Here is a 20,037-nt window from a genome sequence, read left to right as displayed (position 1 = left end):
GTAAGGTTAGAGTAATAGCCGTTTGTTAGATTATCTGTATGTTTCACAGGAGGTGTGACACCCATGATTGGTGCAATTGAAACTCTACCTTAGCTTAGTTCACGACCTTCTGTGTCGCTGACTACCTATCACTCGGCTATCGCCAACGTCTCTAGTTACTACTATTGTTATCGGTCTGACTTTTGTCACCTCCTTTAACTGCAGCTGTATTTACACCTGTTTACGTCCGTTGTCGCAAGCCAAGTTACTCATTAACGCCCTTCAGTAGTTAATAACTGCTACAGCCGCGCGTTTGTCTCATCATCTGCTTAAGTACATGACTTAAGTCAGTTATGGAGGTTTCCTTGGAGCTCTATCAATTCTCGATTACCACCGTATTGCTGCTACTTGCGGCATTTTATGGCGGCACTTATTTTTTAACCACTTTTATCAAAAAAGACCAAGAAGATACCGATGCTTTTATGGTGTCTAACCAGCGTATTGGTTTTGGTATGGGGGCGGCCAGTATGACCGCCACTTGGATTTGGGCTGCTTCTTTTTATGCTGCTGCGACTTCTGGCTACACCTATGGAGTGTCGGGCCCGCTGCATTATGGCTTATGGGGCGCCTTGATGATCTTATTCATCTATCCCTTTGGCCGTCGTTTTCGCTCATTAGCACCAAAAGCCCATACTTTAGGTGAGCTTATTCACGCCCGTCATGGCTCATCAAGTCAGTTAATTTTAGCTTTCTCAAACCTACTGGGCAGTATTATTAGTCTTATGGTGAACTTTACCGCTGCCGGTGCGCTGGTTGCCGTCTTATCACCCTTATCCTTTCAGGCTGGTATCATTATTGCTGGTGTGGGGGTGCTGAGCTATACACTTTGGTCTGGCTTTAGAGCCTCGGTATTTACCGACTTTGCTCAGTTAGTTGCCTTAATGGCCATTGCCATTGTGATCATTCCAGCGGTGCTGTTCTCTATGGGTGGGCCAAGCGTAATGTTAGACGGCTTTAGTAACCTAAACGCTGAACAGGTTGATCTGTTTTCAATGGAAGCCATTTTAAAACAGGGAGCGCCGTTTTTTATTGCGGTATTAGCCTACGCCATTGGTAACCAAACTATTTCTCAACGCTTATTTGCGGTGAATGAAAAGCACATTAAATCAACCTTTTTAACCGCGACCTTAGGCTATGGCGCCATTGTTATTGGCTTAGGTATGATTGGCTTAATGGCCCTAACCTTAGGTGTAGAGCCCATTAATGGTGAAGTGAACAATTTGATCCCACAAATGGTATCAACTTACTTATCACCCTTCTTTATTGGCTTATTCTTTATTCTGGTGATTGGATCTTTATCTTCGACTGCCGATTCTGACTTATCTGCGCTATCAGCCATTGTGATGGCTGATGTGTATGGTAAAAACTTAGCGCGCGGTAAAGTGGATCCTAAGCGTATGCTGTTTATTGGTCGCATGACCATGGTAACCGCCACTTTAATCGGCGTGATATTAGCAAGCTACTCGTTTGATATTCTCGTGATGCTGGTATTTGTGGGCGCACTATGGGGTGCCATCGTATTCCCAGTGATTGCTAGCTGTTACTGGGATCGCATTACCAACACCGCCTTTACCAGTGCTGTGCTATCTGGTTTGGCCTTATTCTGCGTGTCACGCTTTGAGCTACTGCCTATGTCAGGAGCAACCGGACTTATCTTTGAGTTAATGGCATTTGTGGGTGCCGGTGTGGTAATTGGCTTAATGGCATTTGGTTTCTTTGGTAAGTGGGTTGGTATTATTGCCGGTATTATTGCGACCCTAGCCATGACCTACTTTGCCACTGGATTGTTACGTGAATACACTGTGCTGCTTTCTTCACTTGTAGCTTACGGTGCCAGTACCTTGGTATGTGTAGCCATTAGTTTAGCAAGTAATGAGCGCTTTGATTTTGACTTAATCAATGAGCGTGTCGAGCACTATGACGATAGAGAAGAGCTAAATACTGAAGCTGTTAGTATACCTAACCGTTTAGCTGAGGAGCAATAATGAGCGAGTTTATATTAGGTTCTTATATTCTAGTCTGGCCTGCCCTTACCTTATTGGTACTGTGGGTTATTTGCCGCGCAGTGTGGAAAGACATAAAAGCCGCTAAAAAAGAAAAGCGCGGACTGGTTTAATATTCTGTATTAATATCAATGAATAACAAGACGAGCACCGCAAGGTGCTCGTCTTTTTTACTACAAGCTTGAAAGTAGCTTTAGTCTTGCCAGCTTCCATCCCCCATTCTATCTCAGTATATGCTCGGCAGCCTTGATAAAGTCAGTCGAATTAGTCGCCAATACTGTGCCATCTGCCCCTCGAGTTCGCTCCATTACCTCCAGTTTATGCTGATCAATGCCACTTGGATGAATACACAACACCGTTTGCGCTCGTGTACCATAATTTAAATGAGGGCAATGAATAAAAGGAGCAGATAACAAACGTTCTAACTCAGGGGCAACCCCCGTATTAGGCAACTGTTCAACAGGCGCAGGCTGATTGTCACTCAATAATTGCAGTGCAGCTGGTTCAATATCCGCTAATGCACCGCCTTTGGGGATATCGATTAAACCTTGCTTTAATCGCTGCACTTTAGGCCAAGGCGCATCTAATAATCCATTAGATAAACCATAATGCCCCAAGGGTAAGAGGCGCGCCTCACCTCCAGCTCGGTTAGCGCCATACCAAAGCTCACGCTGGCTGATATCCCCCACTAATAAATTAAAGCCGGCGTAATCACTTCCTTGACGTAGCACTTGCTTTAAATAATCAGCCCCACTGATATTACTGGATAAAAAGCCGCTTACCAGCTCGCCTCGGCTACGCTTGCCAAGCGTCACCTCACCCTCTCGAATATTAGTAAGGGCGGCAAAGCGCCCAGCTCGGTTAACCCCTAACCAAGTACCACCGGCTTGTAAGTCTCGGCCCGCCCAAATATCAGAATAGTCAGTCCACCACTGCGCGTGAGCGGTAGGTCTTTCATAAAATTCATCACGATTAGCCAATAATAATAAGCGGCCATTCTCTGGCTGCCAAGAAAATGCAATTAAGCACAAAAGCCGGCCCTTCCATATCAAGTTAAGTAAATATTAATCTGGGTGTCTGACTCGCATAAAACTGGCAAAACGGGGTAATTGCTGAGCAGTTTTACCTTGATAACGATAGGTGACGGTTGAACCAATGGCAGGCGGCTGTTTGCGCTGCTGATCACTAAAGCCGGTACCCAGTTTAAACTGTCGGCCATCGGTTGTTTCCACCAATAGGGCACCTAGCATTCCTTGGTATTTTCCAAGTCCTGGTAAATGCGCTATCACTCTCGCTTCCGCATCATGAAACTGCTTTAATTTTAACAAGTCTTGATGCCGTCCCGCTTGATAAAGGCTTTGTCGATGGCGCAGCATCAGGCCTTCACCACCATAAGTATCAACTTGATGAAGTAGTGCGGCAAGCTCGGCATTATCCTTCACTAACCGCTGCTCCACTAGCGCTAAATAAGGCGAGTTAATATCGGCAATTAAGGGTTTTAGCGCCTGTAATCTTTTCTCAAACGGAGCATTACTCGCAGGTAAATCAAACACCATAAATCGAATGGTGCGCCATTCACTTTTAATAGGCTGATAACGACGCACAGCCGCAGATACGGCTTCAAATTGACCACGACCTATCCATAATTCACCGTCTAGAGGCGTATCTGGAAAGCCATCCGTAAACCAAGCAGGCGCTGAAAAGTAATGGCCACTGCGTGAAACAAGTTGCTGTCCATTCCAATAAGCACGCACGCCATCGAGCTTTTCACTCACTCGGTATAAGCTGGCATCTTGCTGTTGATACTCGGCCGCTAATTGCAAAGGCGGCAGAGCAATCCCCTCAGCATAACCCGTGCTGGACAATACAATAAAAGACACCATTAATGGTGCCCATAGTGGAAGCTTACGCATACCTCACCCTCCTTGGTTGATCATAAAGGGATTAAACTCGTCCCCCCCTCTTCTACCAAGCATAGGTGAGAACACAGCTTTAAGCTGACGTACGGTCTTGATCCGGCACAACATTAATCGCACGTGCCGCAGACCAACCCGCAGCCACTTGCCCGAATTGCAGTGCTAACATCAGCAATAGCGCCCACTGCCAATGACCATTTATATCACGCAATAGCCCAAGCGATACCGGCCCCAAGGCAGCCAACAAATAACCAATGCTTTGTGCCATGGCAGATAACGCGGTCGCTTGTGCAGTATTATTTGCTCGCAGTACAAAAAAAGATAACGCCAAGCTCAGTGAGCTACCACAACCCATACCAATAAATGAGGCCCACAACAAAGGTGCTGCATCAGGCTGCCACCATAAACCGACAATACCAGTAAATGACACAACAAAGGTACCAAAAACTAACACCCGCTGGTTTGTCATTTTAGCGGCCAGTATGGGAACAATAAGATTAAATGGAATACTCACTAAGTTAATCAGTGCGGTAGCGGTACCCGCTTGGTGAGCATCAAGGCCATTTTCAATCAGTATTTTAGGGAGCCAAGTTGCCACTGAATAAAAATAAAACGACTGTAAGCCCATATACAAGGTAATAGACCAAGCTATTTTATCTTTCCACAGACTAATTCGTACCGGGTTAGCTGGGCGCCCGACTCCCTTAACCCGCACCATGGGTAGCCAAAATAATAAGCAAAATAATGGGAATATTGCCCACATAGCGACAGGCACACGCCAATTATCAAATTGTTCTAATAGTGGAATAGCAAGATATACCCCAAGCCCTGCCCCTAAACTTAAAGTAACAGAATATAGCCCTGTCATAAGGCCAACACTGTTGGGGAAAAAAGCTTTAACCAAGCCTGGGATCAATACATTTAATACTGCAATGGCTGAACCCAGTAATAAGGTGCCCACAATCACCAGTGGGTAATTATCCACCAACCTCAGACCCACTCCTAAACTGATAACCATAAGCCCAACAATTGCAATCCACTGCGGTGCCCAGCGACGGGTAAACCAAGGCACACAAATAGACATGACTCCAAAGCAAATCAGCGGCAAGGTGGTGAGCAAACTAAAGGCACTGGCGCTGATATCAAGAGCTGCTCGAATTTCCATCACTAAGGGACCTACCACTACTAATCCACCCCGCAAGTTAGCGGCGGCTAACATTAATGCCGCTATGGCTAATAATGCAATCACGGGGCGACCAGCAAAAGGACTGGTCGGCGTATTTGTCGTCATTATGATTCCTTAGATAGAAGTAAAATAAATAACCAAAGCCGGTGACCTAATAAAAATCTTAAACACACAAGGTACAGACACTAAATGGCAGCCGCCCATGGTAGGATCTGCAAGCTTAGAGAGCAAGTCGCTAATGTATGCAACCAGTGCCTATAATATCCATCGGCACTGGTCAGTAAGGGCACTAATAGGAACTATCATTTGTTAAATTCAAAACACATTACGGCGGTGATTTTAGCCGGAGGCGAAGGTCGTCGCATGCAAGGCGCCGATAAAGGACTAATCAGCTTATGGGGTCAGCCATTAGTGGCGCACCTATTATCTCGCCTGAGCAAACAAGTGGCTAGCATTATCATTAATGCCAATCGAAACCACTGTGCCTATCAGCAATATGCGCCCGTTATTAGTGATACGGTGGCTGATTTTGCCGGCCCACTTGCCGGGTTTGAAGCCGGCCTAAGTGCAGCCCCCAGCGAGTGGGTGTTATTTGTCCCTTGCGATAGCCCCTTAGTACCCGCTGATTTAGCCCAGCGCTTGTGTAATGCCGTTACTCATTCATGTCAAATAGCGGTCGTGGATGATGGGCAGCGCATACATGCCGCTACGGTTTTGTTGCATAGATCGCTATTGCCCTCGTTGCGTGATTATTTATCAGGGGGGGATCGTAAGCTACAGTTATGGTTTGCTCAGCATGAGTTAATAAAAGTAGACTTTAGCGATCAAGTCGCCGCTTTTACTAATCTCAATACGCCAGAAGCATTAGCACAATTAGAGCAAACTCCCCTGCAAGGCTCGGCGCTACCCTTTTTGTACGAATAAGTTCGCCCCTACAAAAAGCCAGAGCCACCCTTTGGTCATTGCGAGGAGTGCAACGACGCGGCAATCCATTTAACAGACAGTAATAAGCTTGAAGCTAGAAGCCGGAAGTAAAACCAAAAATAAAAATGCCTCAGTGTTTTTGTTTAGCTTACCGCTTCCAGCTCTGAGCTTCCGGCTTTCTATACGCTTTACGCTGAGCGCCTGATGAAAAAACAAAACCGCAGTTTTTCTTTAACGTAACGCGGTCAGCGTTAGATGTAGCGCTTTCCTTTGAGATGGATTGCCGCGCTACGCTCGCAAAGACGAAATAAGGGCGCATAACAATATAGTGCAAAGCCTTGACGTCCAACAGAGTATCTACATAAAACACCCCAGACTGATTGACTGGGGCTTACTCTTAGCTTGGTGCTCGGCGCTGCCATTTAAGATCAAAAAAGGACGCCGTGGCGTCCTTTTTTCGTACCGCGTAGCAATACAATAATTATGCTTTGTACTTGCTGAATACTAGACTGGCGTTAGTGCCGCCAAAACCAAAGCTGTTAGACATAACGGTGTCTAGCTCTGCTTCTTTATATTCAGTAACAATCGGCAAGTTCTGGGCTTTTTCATCAAGCTCAGTAATATTGATGCTAGGCGCAATAAAACCATGCTCCATCATCAATAATGAATATACAGCTTCATGTACACCTGCCGCCCCTAACGCATGACCAGTCATGGCTTTAGTAGCTGAAATATAAGGCGCGTTATCACCAAATAAATTATTAATGGCTTCTAACTCTTTTACATCGCCCACAGGAGTAGAAGTACCGTGGGTATTTACATACTGCACCGCAGAAGGAGCAGTGGCCATGGCTTGTTGCATGCAACGTACCGCGCCTTCGCCTGATGGCGCTACCATGTCGTAGCCATCTGAAGTAGCACCGTAACCGGTAATTTCCGCATAAATTTTAGCACCACGCTTTAGTGCATGCTCTAGCTCTTCAACCACTACCATGCCGCCGCCGCCAGAGATAACAAAACCATCACGGCCTGCATCATAAGTACGAGACGCTAATTCGGGAGTCTCATTATACTTGCTTGATAACGCACCCATGGCGTCAAATTGTAACGCCAGCGTCCAGTCGACTTCTTCACCGCCACCGGCAAAAACGATGTCTTGCTTGCCAAGCTGAATTTGCTCTAGTGCATGACCAATACAGTGGGCAGAGGTAGCACACGCTGAGCTAATGGTATAGTTAATACCCTTAATTTTAAAAGGAGTGGCTAAGCAGGCCGATACGGTAGATGACATAGTACGAGGTACCATATATGGACCTACACGACGCACACCTTTTTCGCGCAGTGTATCGCACGCGGCAATTTGGTTTTTAGAAGATGCCCCACCTGAGCCGGCAACTAGCCCTGTGCGCTCATTAGACACCATAGATTCATCTAAACCAGCATCAGCAATGGCTTCTTCCATGGATAAATAGGCAAACGCGGCCGCATCACCCATAAAACGCATCACTTTTCGATCAATATGTTCGGACGGAACCATGTTTATGTCTCCCCAAACATGGCTGCGCAAGTTATGATCAGCAAACTGCTGGGAAAAGCTAATACCGGAGCGGCCCGCCTTGAGTGAGGCCAAAACCTCTTCTTGATTGTTACCAATGCTGGACACTACACCGATACCGGTAATAACTGCTCTTCTCATCTATCCTTCCTACTGTATTGATTTAGCGCCAATTCTAACCATAAACCATGGCCAAAGTGGTCTGCTTTCACATAAAATAGCCGTTTTTACGGCCCCGGAGGTTCAGTGTCACCCCACTTCATTACAACCGCGTGTCTGGACTGGAATGACCAGGGCACACCTATTGCTGCTGCATTTGACGATATTTACTTTTATAGCGGCCAAGGGCTTGCCGAGTCACGCTATGTGTTTATCGAACAAAATAATCTAGCACACCGTTGGGTGCAACATGACAGCCCGCTATTTGTGGTCGCCGAAACCGGTTTTGGTACCGGCTTAAATATGCTGGCCACATGGCACGCTTTTCTTGATTACCGTCGGCAACATCCGAAGGGTAACGCTCAACGCCTACATTTGATAAGCGTAGAAAAATATCCACTGACTCACCTTGATCTAAAACAGGCTCTGAGCCAATGGCCAGAGCTTAGCACTTTAAGCGAACGTTTGTTAGCCCAATATCCTAACGCCGTGACTGGCTGCCATCGACTGTGGTTAGACGATAAGGTGAGCCTAGATTTATGGCTGGGGGATGTGGCGGATGTGCTGCCGCAAATGGAAGCGGGCTTAGCAGGAAAAGTCGATGCTTGGTACTTAGATGGTTTTGCCCCAAGCAAAAACCCCGAGATGTGGACCCAAAGTTTATTTAACCAAATTGCACGCTTAGCTCGTAATGGTTCAACCTTATCTACTTTTACAGCCGCCAGTTTTGTGCGCCGCGGGCTCACTGAAGCAGGGTTTGACGTGACAAGGCCAAAAGGGTTTGGCCGAAAACGTAATATGATAACCGGTGTACGCCGTAGCCAGCCTCGTCCCCCCTACTCTGCCCCCTGGTTCTGGCGCCGCCCAGGACAGATGGCGGCGGATATAAAAAGCCAGACACACACTGTAATTATAGGGGCAGGCATTGCTGGTGCCAGCCTCGCCTATGCGCTTACCCGTCGTGGCCAACAGGTGACTCTGATTGAACAAGGCGCAGAGCCGGCAGTGGGAGCATCGGGTAATCGACAAGCAGCAGTTTACCCGCTATTGAATGGTGAGCATGACACCTTAAGTCAGATTTATTTACAGTCTTTTTTATACGGCCGGCGCTTGCTGTCTCCGCTAATGAAAGAGCATCAAGTGGCACATGATTGGTGTGGCGTAGTGCAATTAGCCTTTAATGAAAAAAGTGCGATTAAAATAGCGAACATTTTAGCGCCATTTAATACCGATATAGTGCAACCATTAACACCTGACCAAGTTAACAAACGTACGGGCGTTCAGGCTAATCTTGAAGGCATAGAGTACCCTTTGGCGGGCTGGGTGTGCCCTTTTGAGCTAACAAAAGCTTTTATTACCGCCGCTCACCAAAGCGGTTTATTACACTGCCACTACAATACCCGTGTTCGCTCTCTCAACCAGCAAGAAAACCAGCAATGGCAATTAAATGTAACCCATTCAGCACCAGCAACCGCCAAAACTCAGTATTCAGACTCAGCATCAACACACGTTTTATTAGCAGACAATGTCATTCTTGCTAATGGTCATCAAATAAGAGAGCTATGGCAAACACGCCAGCTTACTGTGTCATCGGTACGTGGGCAGGTTAATTATCAGCCTAGCACCCCAACCCTTGCCGGACTTAATACAGTGGTCTGTTACGAAGGCTATTTAACGCCCCAGTGGCAAGGGTGCCATTGTGTGGGAGCAAGCTACGCTCATGACCAAGAAGCGTTAGAATATCAAGCATCCGATGAGCAAGATAATCTCAATAAACTCACTCGCACCTTACCTGCCCTAAATGATATAACGCCTACCCTGGGTGCTGGACGCGTGAGTGTGCGCGCTGTGTGTCGTGATCATTTACCATTAGTGGGGGCGGCGCCACATAAATCACAACAATTACAGCAATATCAGAATATGCCACAGCGCCATAAAGAGTCGCTCCCCTTACCCGACGATTATCCTGGTTTATATGTAATGTCAGCTTTAGGGTCGCGTGGGCTATGTACAGCGCCTTTGTTGGCAGAAGTGCTGGTGGCACAACTATTAGATGAGCCTTATCCACTCACCCGTGAGCAATTAGCATCGTTAAATCCGAATCGATTATGGCTGCGCAAACGATTAAAAGGAAAAACAGTGCGTTAACAGCCCCAAAAGGGCCCAAAGAGGCCCTTTAAAGATAATCGTATTGTGCACTAGTCGCCGTTCACCTCTAAGTTAATCAGCTTAGCTTGCTGCTGAGGTTGTCCCATCAACATCATCATTTGTTCGTTAACTTCCATCATATTTTGCCCTTTAGGCAGGCTTGCAGACAACGAAAAAGAATTTAACCCTTTAGCAAAGCCACCCATAGCTTGTGCTACCTCGTCGGTTACGGGAGCTTGTTGTAATTGCTGCTCAACCATCATTTGCATTTGCTCAAGGCTCATTCCTTGTTTGCTTAGCTCACTTTCCAATAAAGCTTCAAGCTCGCCTTGATTATTGAGAACTATATTCAAATAACGAGGCTCTATTTCGAACATAGCTTCCATTATCTTCATTTGCTGTTCAAATAATTGTTGTTCTGTTAGCGGCTGAGTTCTGGCTTGTTGCTGTGCAGCAAGCGAGACCGCCATTAATTGATTAGTATTACTCAGCCCCATATCAAGGTGAATACTCACTATGTCGTTTGCACTAACATCAATGACCAGCTCACTGTCACCGGATGCTTCATCGTAATCAAGTGCTGAGTGAAGATCATAACTTGCAGAAGCTAACATTAAATTAGTCTCGGCAGGGAATTGTGCAATAAAGCCATCATCAAATTGAAAATGATTGATATTAACTGAAGAACTCGGGGGAAGTTTATCTGCTTCATACCCTGTAACAACAATACTATCAATGTTAGCCATACGCTCACCTGTGGGATCTTTCACTAACAGGTCGGTAACAGTCACGCTATTAGATATCATACTGGCAGACACATCGGCATAAGTAATAACAGCGCCGGTTTGCTCATTCACTAAAGCTAATTGTTTATCTATTTCTGCTCGTACTTGTTTACTTGCCGCGTGGTTAACATAACCCATACCTCCTACCCCTGCTGCTATAACAACAGCGACTGCAATTGCTAATTTATTCATTCAACTACCTTATTGCCTAATAACATGTAATTAGCACCATAACATACCCGACATTTACTGACGCTCGTCCTTGTCAATAAGAATGTACATTACTGCTGCGTAGGTCGTAATAACCCTAAACGGCGCCCATAATCATTTTGTTGTTGAAAGTTACGTAATAAAGTACGGGCAATATTAAGTTGATGATACCCCACGTTATCCGCTATTTCTTGTAGCTGCTGGCAAGTATCTTGTGCAGCAATATGAAACAGTGACGCTTCTAACCACTGCGCAGATAATAAAGCGCGCTCTCTTACTAGCCGCTCATAACCCGTTAACGCTAAACGATAATTTTGCCACTCGGGAGTTTGTGGCCAAGTTAATGGCTCTGTCACAGTGGCGCTAAGGGAGACTTGTACGTGAGACGGCCGACATCCCGCCTCAGTATACACCCCCGACAGTTTCCAAGATAGTTGGTAGTCAACGTCTGCCAAGTTGGGTTCGAGCGTGCTCGATCCGTAAATATCCACCGTTTGGCGGGCTTTAAGTACCATCTCATTGGCCAAGGTCGGCATGGCCAGCAATAAAATTAACGCATAACTTAGCAGTTTCACAATCGCTCTCCGACATGCATTGATGGTCAACATTTTTTATTATAGGCCTTAGTCGAGTTCAAGTCATTTGAGTCTAGAGGGAATCTGGCCAAATTTAACCCTAATATGTCGAGTAAACTGCACAGACAACCTGACATATTACTCAAGCACCTATATAGTGCTGCGCATATCCTTCATTAGTCGGAGTGCTGCATGATCACAGCCTATACCTTAGATGGAACTTCTATCACCATTCAGCCGCTCGATCTCGACAGTGCGGTTCCTAAAAACACCTTATGGCTTGATATTTTTAAGCCTGACGAACATGAACAGCAATGGATGAAGCAGCTGTTTGTGGAAGAGTTACCCGAGCTAGACGAACTAGATGATATTGAAGCCTCGGCGCGTTTTTATCGCGATAAAGACGGCTTACATGTGCATTCTTTATTTCCTCAGCGCATGGGTAAAGAAATTGACGGCATCAACGTACTCTTTACGTTGCGTGATGATCTACTCATCACTTTTCGTGAAGACGACTTAGGACTAATGCGCCTGTTACGCCATTATATGCGCCAAGAAAAACTAGAAGCAGACAATGCCACCGACTTATTGCTAGAAATATTTCAGCTTAAAATTGAGTATATTTCTGACTTAATAGAAGATGGCTACAAAACCCTTGAAGCGACCGCCAAAGAAGTGCTGGATGTGAGTAATTTGCACACCACCATCTCGGAGTTAATGCTACAAGAAGACGGTAATGGTCATATTCGTCTCGCTTTATATGATACCCGCCGAGCATTACGTTTTCTAAAGCGTTCACTGCGTCAAGTATCAGATGATGAGCAGCGCCGTTGGGTCGATGAAATGCTCTATGATATAGAGTCGTTACTGCCACACACCCAATTTTTATTTGATAAAATAAACTTTCAGCTCGACGCTGCCCTAGGCTTTACCAACCTAGAACAAAGTAAGGTGATCAAAATTTTCTCGGTGGCAGCCGTGGTTTTTTTACCTCCGACCTTAATTGCCAGTATTTACGGTATGAACTTTGAAATTATGCCCGAGCTTGGCTTTGATTATGGTTACCCTATGTCGCTGATCTTGATGCTAATGTCTGCCTGTGGCACTTATTATTTCTTTAAACGTAAAGGCTGGTTATAAGCTGTCTATAAGGAGTTGCCCATGATAAAAAAATGCATTTTAGGCGGGGCTGCCGCCTTACTGCTAAGCGGCTGTGATAATAATGAGGTGGGGGATGTATCTTTAGGCTTATTCACCACCAAAGACATCAAAATTGAAGTATTGGCCGACCCGCTTGTACCCGGTGTGACCTGTCATATGTCGAACGTGGTGGCTAATTTAAATCTTGCTGATCCTTCTGACATGTCAATAAGTTGTCGCCAAACCGGCGAAATTACTCCAGCCATGATAACCGGTATTGATAAATCAAAAAGTGGTGAAGTGGTATTTAAGAAATCAAAAAGCATTTTCTTAAAAAGTCTAAAAATTCGTCGTATCTATGATGAGCAAAGCCAGTCTTTACTGTATTTAGCTTACAGCACCAAAGAAACCAGCGGCAGTTATAAGCATGCCATGTCGACCGTGCCGCTATGGGGAACAACAGCCTATGAAACGCCTGCTCAACCCTAAGAGTTAGTGGATTAACTTAACGCTATACGCATTACGCTATCAGTAAACAAGACGATGTTTATCTTTAACTTATAGCGTAAAGCGCACAGCTATGTGTTAACTGCGGATCAATTGTTCGCGCAAGGTGTGTATGCGATCACGGGTGGCAGCCGCTTGTTCAAACTCAAGATTTTGCGCATGGGTTACCATCACTTTTTCTAACTCCGTTATCTGCTTATCCAGCTCTTTCGCACTCAGAATATGCTCAGGGAAGTCGGTTTTATGTTTCGCTCGCTTTGAACCTATGCGTTGAGTCCCATCTAAATCTAGCACATCGGTCACGGCTTTAGTCAGACCTTTAGGCGTAATACCGTGTTGCTCATTAAAGGCTTGTTGTAGCTCGCGTCGGCGTTCGGTCTCGCTAATGGCAGCTTCCATAGAGCGGGTAATTTTATCGCCATATAAAATCGCTTTGCCATTTAAGTTACGTGCAGCACGCCCTATGGTTTGAATAAGTGAACGTTCTGAGCGCAAAAAGCCTTCTTTGTCGGCGTCTAAAATAGCGACCAGTGAGACTTCTGGCATATCTAGCCCTTCACGCAATAAGTTAATACCGACCAGTACATCAAACTCACCTAAGCGTAAATCACGAATAATCTCCATGCGCTCTACAGTATCAATATCAGAATGTAAGTAGCGCACTTTTAGTCCGTGATCCGCTAGGTACTCTGATAAATCTTCTGCCATGCGCTTGGTTAAAGTAGTAACTAGCACCCGCTCATTAGCCGCAATACGCAATCGCGCTTCAGACAGCACATCATCAACTTGGGTCGCCACTGGGCGCACTTCAATCACAGGATCTAATAACCCCGTGGGGCGAACCACTTGCTCAGCGATATCATCACCGGACTTTTCAAGCTCATAGGCACTGGGAGTGGCCGACACAAACACAGTTTGTGGCATTAAGGCTTCAAACTCTTCAAAACGCATGGGTCGGTTATCGAGTGCCGAGGGCAGTCGAAAACCATACTCCACTAAGGTCTCTTTGCGCGATCTGTCCCCTTTATACATGCCGCCGATTTGTGGCACTGTCACGTGAGACTCATCAATGATCAGCAGACCATCAGCAGGTAAATAATCAAATAAAGTTGGCGGCGCTTCTCCCTCACCTCGGCCCGATAAATAGCGAGAGTAGTTTTCTATGCCCGAGCAATACCCCAGCTCTTGGATCATTTCAATATCAAACTGCGTACGCTGACTAATGCGCTGTTCTTCAAGCAACTTGTTAGCTGACAACAGTTGCGCTTTGCGATCTTTTAGCTCCGCCTTTATATGCTCAACCGCATCTAATAGCTTTTCTCGCGGAGTCACGTAGTGAGTTTTAGGGTAAACAGTAAAACGCGCCAGCGTTTGTGATACGCCCCCGGTTAAAGGGTCAAATAAGCTCAGTCGCTCTATTTCATCATCAAATAACTCGACCCGCACCGCTTGGTTATCAGACTCCGCCGGAAAAATATCAATCACCTCACCGCGCACCCGAAAGGTACCACGCTGAAAACCTGCGTCGTTGCGAGTATATTGTAACTCAGCCAAACGGCGCAGCATATCACGCTGATTGAGTATATCGCCGGTGCGCAAATGCAGCATCATGCTCAAATAAGACTGTGGATCACCCAAGCCATAAATCGCCGATACCGAGGCCACTATAATAACGTCGCGCCGCTCCATTAACGCTTTAGTCGCCGACAAGCGCATTTGCTCTATATGGTCATTAATAGAGGCGTCTTTTTCAATAAAGGTATCTGTAGTAGGAACATAGGCCTCGGGCTGATAATAGTCATAATAGGACACAAAGTACTCAACCGAATTATGCGGAAAAAACTCTTTCATTTCGCCATACAACTGAGCCGCCAAAGTCTTATTGGGGGCCAAAATCATGGTAGGTCTATTTAAACTTGCCACCACATTAGCCATGGTAAAGGTTTTGCCCGAGCCGGTAACCCCTAGCAAGGTTTGATGCGCCAAACCTGCCTCTATGCCCTCTAATAGCTGGGCAATGGCCGTTGGCTGATCGCCCCCAGGCTGATAGTCACTGACCAATTGGAAGTCTTTGCTCATTTTACAGTCTCCTTTCATCTTAATGACCAGTTTACCCTTTGTGATGCACTAAATTTAAGCAAAAAGTGCCTTTACCACTGCAAGCTCGAATATATATACATTATCCTTGACCCACCTTATTAAGGTGGGTATTATCTGCGGCCTCGTATGAGATTCCCCTTTAGTTCAGTTGGTAGAACGCCGGACTGTTAATCCGTATGTCGCTGGTTCAAGTCCAGCAAGGGGAGCCAAATTAGTGACACCTCCCCCAGAGTTATCCCCTGCAAATAGTTTGACATTCTACAAAAATCCACATTTTGTGCTTTTATTCTAAATAAGGCGACTATCGTACAGATAATCACCTAGTTGCTGCTATGCTAAAAATTAACCTACTGATTTTTAAAGAATTAACTTTAGCTCAAAAAACTGCCGCTTTATCTAAGATGCTTGCTGCCACTGGGCTCACTGGAGTTTCCATCAGGTAATGCACAACCTTATCCACAGAAATGGTGGATAACTGGCGCTAAGCCTGACTAGCCGTGACTTAGCGTGATTGTGCATAACCTTAAAACTATCAAAATAAAAAATGAACTTATAAGTCAACTAAAAAATGCGTTGGGTTTTATATGAGTGATAGTACCTTTTTACAATTAACTTATGCGCTACATCTAGGTTTCGTTCACTTAACTGCTTTTTTTACTCGGTTAATCCGATATTCTTACTGAAGCCTTAAAAAAGCAAAGTTATAATTTTTTATTCGTTCACTCTAGCTTGTTATTATTAGACCGCCAAAATATGTTAGGCTGCATAATCTTTTATTACGAGACATTCACATGCGTTTAATTCCCCTCACTAATGCCGATCAAGTTTGTCACTGGGCTGCTCGCTATATTGCCGAGCGTATTAATAACTTTGCTCCTACTGCCGAGCGCCCTTTTATACTGGGCCTACCGACAGGCAGTACGCCACTGGGCACCTATCAAGAGCTTATTCGCCTGTATCAGGCAGGCGAGATCAGCTTTCGCCATGTTGTGACCTTTAATATGGATGAGTACATTGGCCTCTCTGCTACTCATCCTCATAGCTATCATTACTTTATGCATGAGCACTTCTTTCAGCATATCGATATTTTGCCTGAGCAGATTTATATCCCAAACGGTAATGCTGAAGATATGGCGGCAGAGTGTGAGCAGTATGAAGCAGCCATTCGTCACTTTGGTGGTGTACATTTGTTTATGGGTGGAGTAGGCAGTAATGGGCATATTGCCTTTAATGAGCCCATGACCCCTTTTGATTCTCGCACCCAAGTGACTAGCCTCACCGATATTACCCGCCAAGATAATTCACGCTTTTTTGATAATGATCTCTCTCTAGTTCCGAATGAAGCCATTACTGTTGGTCTAGGTACCTTATTAGATGCTGAAGAAGTGATGTTATTGGTGACAGGTGAGCACAAAGCTCACGCGCTACAAGCTGCTGTAGAGGGTGAGGTCAACCCTGTGTGGCCCATCTCTTGTTTGCAATTACATAAACGCAGCATGATTGTGTGTGATCAATCGGCTACAGCACGCTTGCAAGCCTCCCCTAACATCCAAGATATTCACGCTTTAAGCTAAAAAGGAGTAATTCGTGTTTGCGCTCACTGAATGCCGCATATTTACTGGTGAATATTGGCTAGATGATCATGCGTTGATCATCGACGGCGCACATATTAGCGCGATAACCCCCCGTTCGGCTTTACCCCCAGAGCTACCCTGCTATACACAGGGCGGTGCCTTACTCACCGCCGGCTTTATTGATTTGCAGCTAAATGGCTGTGGCGGTGTCATGTTTAATAGCGATATTAGTATTGCCACCCTCGAAAGTATGCAGCGCACTAACTTAGCCTCTGGCACCACCAGCTTTTTGCCTACCTTAATAACGGCCACCGATGCCGACATTCGCCAAGCCGTAGCTGTCACTCAAGCCTATATGGCTCAGCACAAGCACCACGTATTAGGGCTGCATCTAGAGGGCCCTTACACCAACCTTGAGCGCAAAGGCATTCATCCGGCACCGCTTATTCGAGCGCTAGACCCTGCTATGCTCGATTTTTTGTGTCAGCATGGCAATGTGATTGCCAAAGTTACTTTAGCCCCTGAGTGTCATCCTTCACACCATATTCAAGCCCTCGCTAACGCCGACATTTTAGTGGCCATGGGGCACACTGCGGCTAACTATAATGAAGCCATGCAAGGCATAGCGGCAGGCGTTGGTTTTGCAACTCACCTTTACAATGCCATGACCCCAACCAGCAATGGCCGCATGCCAGGCGTAGTAGGAGCTGTGTACGATAGTCCTAATATTTATGCGGGTATTATTGCTGATGGTATTCATGTGCACGATGCAAATGTGCGGTTAGCGCATAAAATATTGGGGCCTCGGCTGTGCTTAGTCACAGATGCCACTGCCGCCGCCGGTGCCCCGGCAGAGCTTGAGTATTTTGATTTTTGTGGTACTAAGGTATGGATACGCGATGGCCAATGTGTGGATGAGCAAGGTACTTTGGGAGGCTCTTCGCTGACCATGATAGCCGGTGTTCGTCATTTAATCGCAATGGGCATTAAAGCTGAAGAAGCATTGCGCATGGCCAGTTTATATCCCGCTCGCGCTATTGGCCAAGATCATCACTTAGGTTCTATTGCCCCTGGCAAGGTTGCTAACTTGGCGGTGTTAACGGGTGAGCTAAACGATACACTTAGCGTTAAAGCCACTTTGGTGAATGGACAATTTCATTCAGGCATTAGGAGTTAATAATGAATAAACTGGTTTATAGTACCGATCCCAATTGGCAAGCTCCTACAGAGGATCATTCAACGCAAGAGGGCCTATTTCCTAACGATGGCGTGATCCGACTACGTCGCGAAACCAAAGGCCGTAAAGGGGCAGGCGTTATTTGTATTTATGGCGTTCCCAGCACCGAAGTCGGTGCCCTTGCCAAGCAGCTAAAAAAGCAGCTGGGTACAGGCGGCGCCGTTAAAAAAGGTGTCATCGAAATTCAAGGCGATCGCCTAGCACAAGTACAAGCCCTACTGGTTAAAGCGGGGCTCAAGGTTAAGCAAGCAGGTGGCTAAAGCGTCAACGCACATTTAAGCATAAATAAAAAACAAATATTCTTGCCCGTTTTTGACTGGCTCTTTGGCAAAAGTATAGCCATGAGCCAGCGCCTCTTCTGGTACATTACGAAACGAACCAGGGCAATCGGTGATCACTTGTAATAGCTCACCTTTACTCATGCCCTCTAATGCCTCTAGAGTATATACCACGGGATAAGGACAAGACTCCCCCCGTAAATCGAGAGTAAAATCGGCTTCTTTATCAGTATGCTTCATGTCTCACGCTCTTCTTTTGTGTGAATTGACGGTGGTAGTTGCGCTCTTTGTATACCGTTAGGGCATAGAGTCCGCCTAACATGGCCAGTGTCGCCAACAAAGCTCCCACAGGGCCAATGGCCTCAAACAGGTTAATTTTCGCGCCACTGCTCACTAATAACTCATACACGCCAAGATGATCCCAAGCATAAGCAAGCAAAGTCGCCCCTATGATATTGCCGGCAAACACAGGTAAAAACAGCACCTGACCTTCCATTAATCGATACATCATGCCTGTTTCACACCCCGACGCTAGCACAATACCAAAGCCAAATAATACGCCCCCTACCAAGGTGCTAAGTGCCGCAATTTGCGTAATAGGGGTTAAGCCATATAACACAATAACCATAAAGGTGAAGATAGAGCTTAATGCCATCCCCAAGATAATGGCTTTGGCCATTAAGCTGCGCCCTACCAAAAATAAATCACGAAAGGCCGCAGTAAAGCAGATTTGGCCACGCTCAATTAAAATACCAAACGCCAAACCAAAGAGCGCGCCTAAGCCGAGTCGCGTTTGCCCTGATACAAAAAAGTACAGCATTAAGCTTAAATAGGCGATGGCAATCACGCCCCCCATATAGGGCTGAATAAGGCGTTTTTTAACCTGAGAAGGTGCAGCTGCACCGCGCGTTAACGAGGGACGCCCTTTCCACCAGCGCATCTTGGTTAACTTAGCGGCAAAGAAAGTCCCTATTCCCGTTGCCACAATAAAGATCCACGAATGGAGTGAAAACTGAGGTACACCAGTAAAAAAGGCTGCCAAATTACAGCCCAGCGCTAATCGTGCCCCAAAACCGGCAATAATGCCGCCTACCAGTCCTTGCACATAACGGCGTTTTTGTTGGGGCAGCCTCACTTTAAAGCTATTACTTAGCAGCACCATGATCAGGGCACCTATAAACATCCCCCATACAATCCAGCCATCGGCACGCTCCCAAGTGGCCCCTTCAAGCTTCACCATATTAAAATACTGCCAGCCAGAGGCATCCACACCAAACAGGCCTAATATATCGCCTCCCAAACGAGTAAACTCACCGGTCACAGCCCACACAGTAGAAGTTAAGCCAAAATACAATGCACTGAGTAAGCCGGCCATAAGTAGCACCAGATAAGGATTCCAATGGCGTTGAAAAATAAGGGAGATCATGGGTTTCATAATAGGTTGCTCTTCATGTGCCAGCGTGACATTCCTTAAAATAGAATCCGTATCTTACCACTAAAGCGGGCATAATGAGCAGCAATAACATTCTTAAAGGTAATAAGGCACGCGCGATAAAAAAACACCCTGTTCACTGCAGGGCAACCGCATGAGTGTTTAGTTTTTAACCATTGAAGATATTCCTGCCATCAACACCTTCTCAAGATGCGCTGTTTTCATCCAGCATCGTCGTTGTTTACCAACAATACTGAGTTTCGTTGGTT

General features: G+C 45.9%; 18 protein-coding genes and 1 tRNA gene. 10 read left to right on the top strand and 9 right to left on the bottom strand.

Annotated features, from left to right (window positions below):
* The first annotated feature begins 344 nt into the window (after positions 1-344).
* Positions 345-2,024, top strand: a complete 1,680-nt coding sequence (locus J3U76_RS02815; protein WP_243454021.1) for a sodium:solute symporter family protein — start codon at positions 345-347, stop codon at positions 2,022-2,024.
* Complete coding sequence (locus J3U76_RS14385; protein ID WP_243454020.1) at positions 2,024-2,155, top strand: putative transporter small subunit; 132 nt, start codon at positions 2,024-2,026, stop codon at positions 2,153-2,155. Before J3U76_RS02815 ends, J3U76_RS14385 begins: the two co-directional genes overlap by 1 nt.
* A gap of 108 nt (positions 2,156-2,263) precedes the next feature.
* Here J3U76_RS14385 and J3U76_RS02810 read toward each other — a convergent pair whose 3' ends face one another.
* From J3U76_RS02810 to J3U76_RS02800, 3 genes are all read right to left on the bottom strand, one after another.
* Positions 2,264-3,073, bottom strand: a complete 810-nt coding sequence (locus J3U76_RS02810; protein ID WP_208004170.1) for an NRDE family protein — start codon at positions 3,071-3,073, stop codon at positions 2,264-2,266.
* A gap of 33 nt (positions 3,074-3,106) precedes the next feature.
* Complete coding sequence (locus J3U76_RS02805) at positions 3,107-3,955, bottom strand: DNA ligase (protein ID WP_208004169.1); 849 nt, start codon at positions 3,953-3,955, stop codon at positions 3,107-3,109.
* Between the two features lie 79 nt (positions 3,956-4,034).
* Positions 4,035-5,249 carry a CynX/NimT family MFS transporter gene (locus J3U76_RS02800; RefSeq protein ID WP_208004168.1) on the bottom strand — a complete coding sequence of 405 codons (1,215 nt, stop codon included), beginning with the start codon at positions 5,247-5,249 and terminating at the stop codon, positions 4,035-4,037.
* Between the two features lie 201 nt (positions 5,250-5,450).
* On the opposite strand from J3U76_RS02800, the gene mobA reads away from it, so the two are divergent.
* Positions 5,451-6,068, top strand: coding sequence for a molybdenum cofactor guanylyltransferase MobA (gene mobA / locus J3U76_RS02795; protein WP_208004167.1), 618 nt, complete (start codon positions 5,451-5,453; stop codon positions 6,066-6,068).
* 481 nt (positions 6,069-6,549) lie between these two features.
* Here mobA and fabB read toward each other — a convergent pair whose 3' ends face one another.
* A complete protein-coding gene (fabB, locus tag J3U76_RS02790) occupies positions 6,550-7,764 on the bottom strand; it encodes a beta-ketoacyl-ACP synthase I (RefSeq protein ID WP_208004166.1) in 1,215 nt (404 codons plus the stop codon).
* Positions 7,765-7,869: 105 nt separating this feature from the next.
* Between fabB and mnmC the strand changes: the two genes are divergently transcribed.
* Positions 7,870-9,930 carry a bifunctional tRNA (5-methylaminomethyl-2-thiouridine)(34)-methyltransferase MnmC2/FAD-dependent 5-carboxymethylaminomethyl-2-thiouridine(34) oxidoreductase MnmC1 gene (gene mnmC / locus J3U76_RS02785; protein ID WP_208004165.1) on the top strand — a complete coding sequence of 687 codons (2,061 nt, stop codon included), beginning with the start codon at positions 7,870-7,872 and terminating at the stop codon, positions 9,928-9,930.
* 50 nt (positions 9,931-9,980) lie between these two features.
* On the opposite strand, the gene J3U76_RS02780 is transcribed toward mnmC, so the two are convergent.
* Positions 9,981-10,907, bottom strand: coding sequence for a hypothetical protein (locus J3U76_RS02780; protein ID WP_208004164.1), 927 nt, complete (start codon positions 10,905-10,907; stop codon positions 9,981-9,983).
* An 89-nt stretch (positions 10,908-10,996) separates the two neighbouring features.
* Positions 10,997-11,500, bottom strand: a complete 504-nt coding sequence (locus tag J3U76_RS02775) for a DUF922 domain-containing protein (protein WP_341534288.1) — start codon at positions 11,498-11,500, stop codon at positions 10,997-10,999.
* A 192-nt stretch (positions 11,501-11,692) separates the two neighbouring features.
* Between J3U76_RS02775 and corA the strand changes: the two genes are divergently transcribed.
* Together corA and J3U76_RS02765 are read left to right on the top strand one after the other, a co-directional pair.
* A complete protein-coding gene (corA, locus tag J3U76_RS02770) occupies positions 11,693-12,640 on the top strand; it encodes a magnesium/cobalt transporter CorA (protein ID WP_208004163.1) in 948 nt (315 codons plus the stop codon).
* A 21-nt stretch (positions 12,641-12,661) separates the two neighbouring features.
* Positions 12,662-13,129 carry a CreA family protein gene (locus tag J3U76_RS02765; protein ID WP_208004162.1) on the top strand — a complete coding sequence of 156 codons (468 nt, stop codon included), beginning with the start codon at positions 12,662-12,664 and terminating at the stop codon, positions 13,127-13,129.
* A 96-nt stretch (positions 13,130-13,225) separates the two neighbouring features.
* Here the strand turns inward: J3U76_RS02765 and uvrB are convergent, their stop codons facing one another.
* Positions 13,226-15,226: an excinuclease ABC subunit UvrB gene (uvrB, locus tag J3U76_RS02760; RefSeq protein WP_208004161.1), complete on the bottom strand. Its 2,001-nt coding sequence runs from the start codon at positions 15,224-15,226 to the stop codon at positions 13,226-13,228.
* Between the two features lie 154 nt (positions 15,227-15,380).
* Between uvrB and J3U76_RS02755 the strand changes: the two genes are divergently transcribed.
* From J3U76_RS02755 to J3U76_RS02740, 4 genes are all read left to right on the top strand, one after another.
* A tRNA-Asn gene (locus tag J3U76_RS02755) sits at positions 15,381-15,456 on the top strand.
* Positions 15,457-16,038: 582 nt separating this feature from the next.
* Complete coding sequence (gene nagB / locus J3U76_RS02750) at positions 16,039-16,821, top strand: glucosamine-6-phosphate deaminase (protein ID WP_208004160.1); 783 nt, start codon at positions 16,039-16,041, stop codon at positions 16,819-16,821.
* 13 nt (positions 16,822-16,834) lie between these two features.
* Entirely contained in the window at positions 16,835-17,998 is a 1,164-nt protein-coding gene (gene nagA, locus J3U76_RS02745) for an N-acetylglucosamine-6-phosphate deacetylase (protein WP_208004159.1), read from the top strand.
* Between the two features lie 2 nt (positions 17,999-18,000).
* Positions 18,001-18,318, top strand: a complete 318-nt coding sequence (locus tag J3U76_RS02740) for a translation initiation factor (protein ID WP_208004158.1) — start codon at positions 18,001-18,003, stop codon at positions 18,316-18,318.
* Between the two features lie 15 nt (positions 18,319-18,333).
* On the opposite strand, the gene yedF is transcribed toward J3U76_RS02740, so the two are convergent.
* A complete protein-coding gene (gene yedF / locus J3U76_RS02735; RefSeq protein WP_208004157.1) occupies positions 18,334-18,576 on the bottom strand; it encodes a sulfurtransferase-like selenium metabolism protein YedF in 243 nt (80 codons plus the stop codon).
* Positions 18,563-19,771, bottom strand: coding sequence for a selenium metabolism membrane protein YedE/FdhT (yedE, locus tag J3U76_RS02730; protein ID WP_208004156.1), 1,209 nt, complete (start codon positions 19,769-19,771; stop codon positions 18,563-18,565). The genes yedF and yedE overlap by 14 nt, the downstream gene beginning before the upstream one ends.
* Positions 19,772-20,037 lie beyond the last annotated feature (266 nt).

The sequence above is a fragment of the Oceanisphaera pacifica genome (assembly GCF_017498065.1).
GTDB lineage: Bacteria > Pseudomonadota > Gammaproteobacteria > Enterobacterales > Aeromonadaceae > Oceanimonas > Oceanimonas pacifica.
The sequence above is the reverse complement of the archived record's forward strand: the minus strand, read 5'-3'. Positions and strand labels throughout refer to the sequence as shown.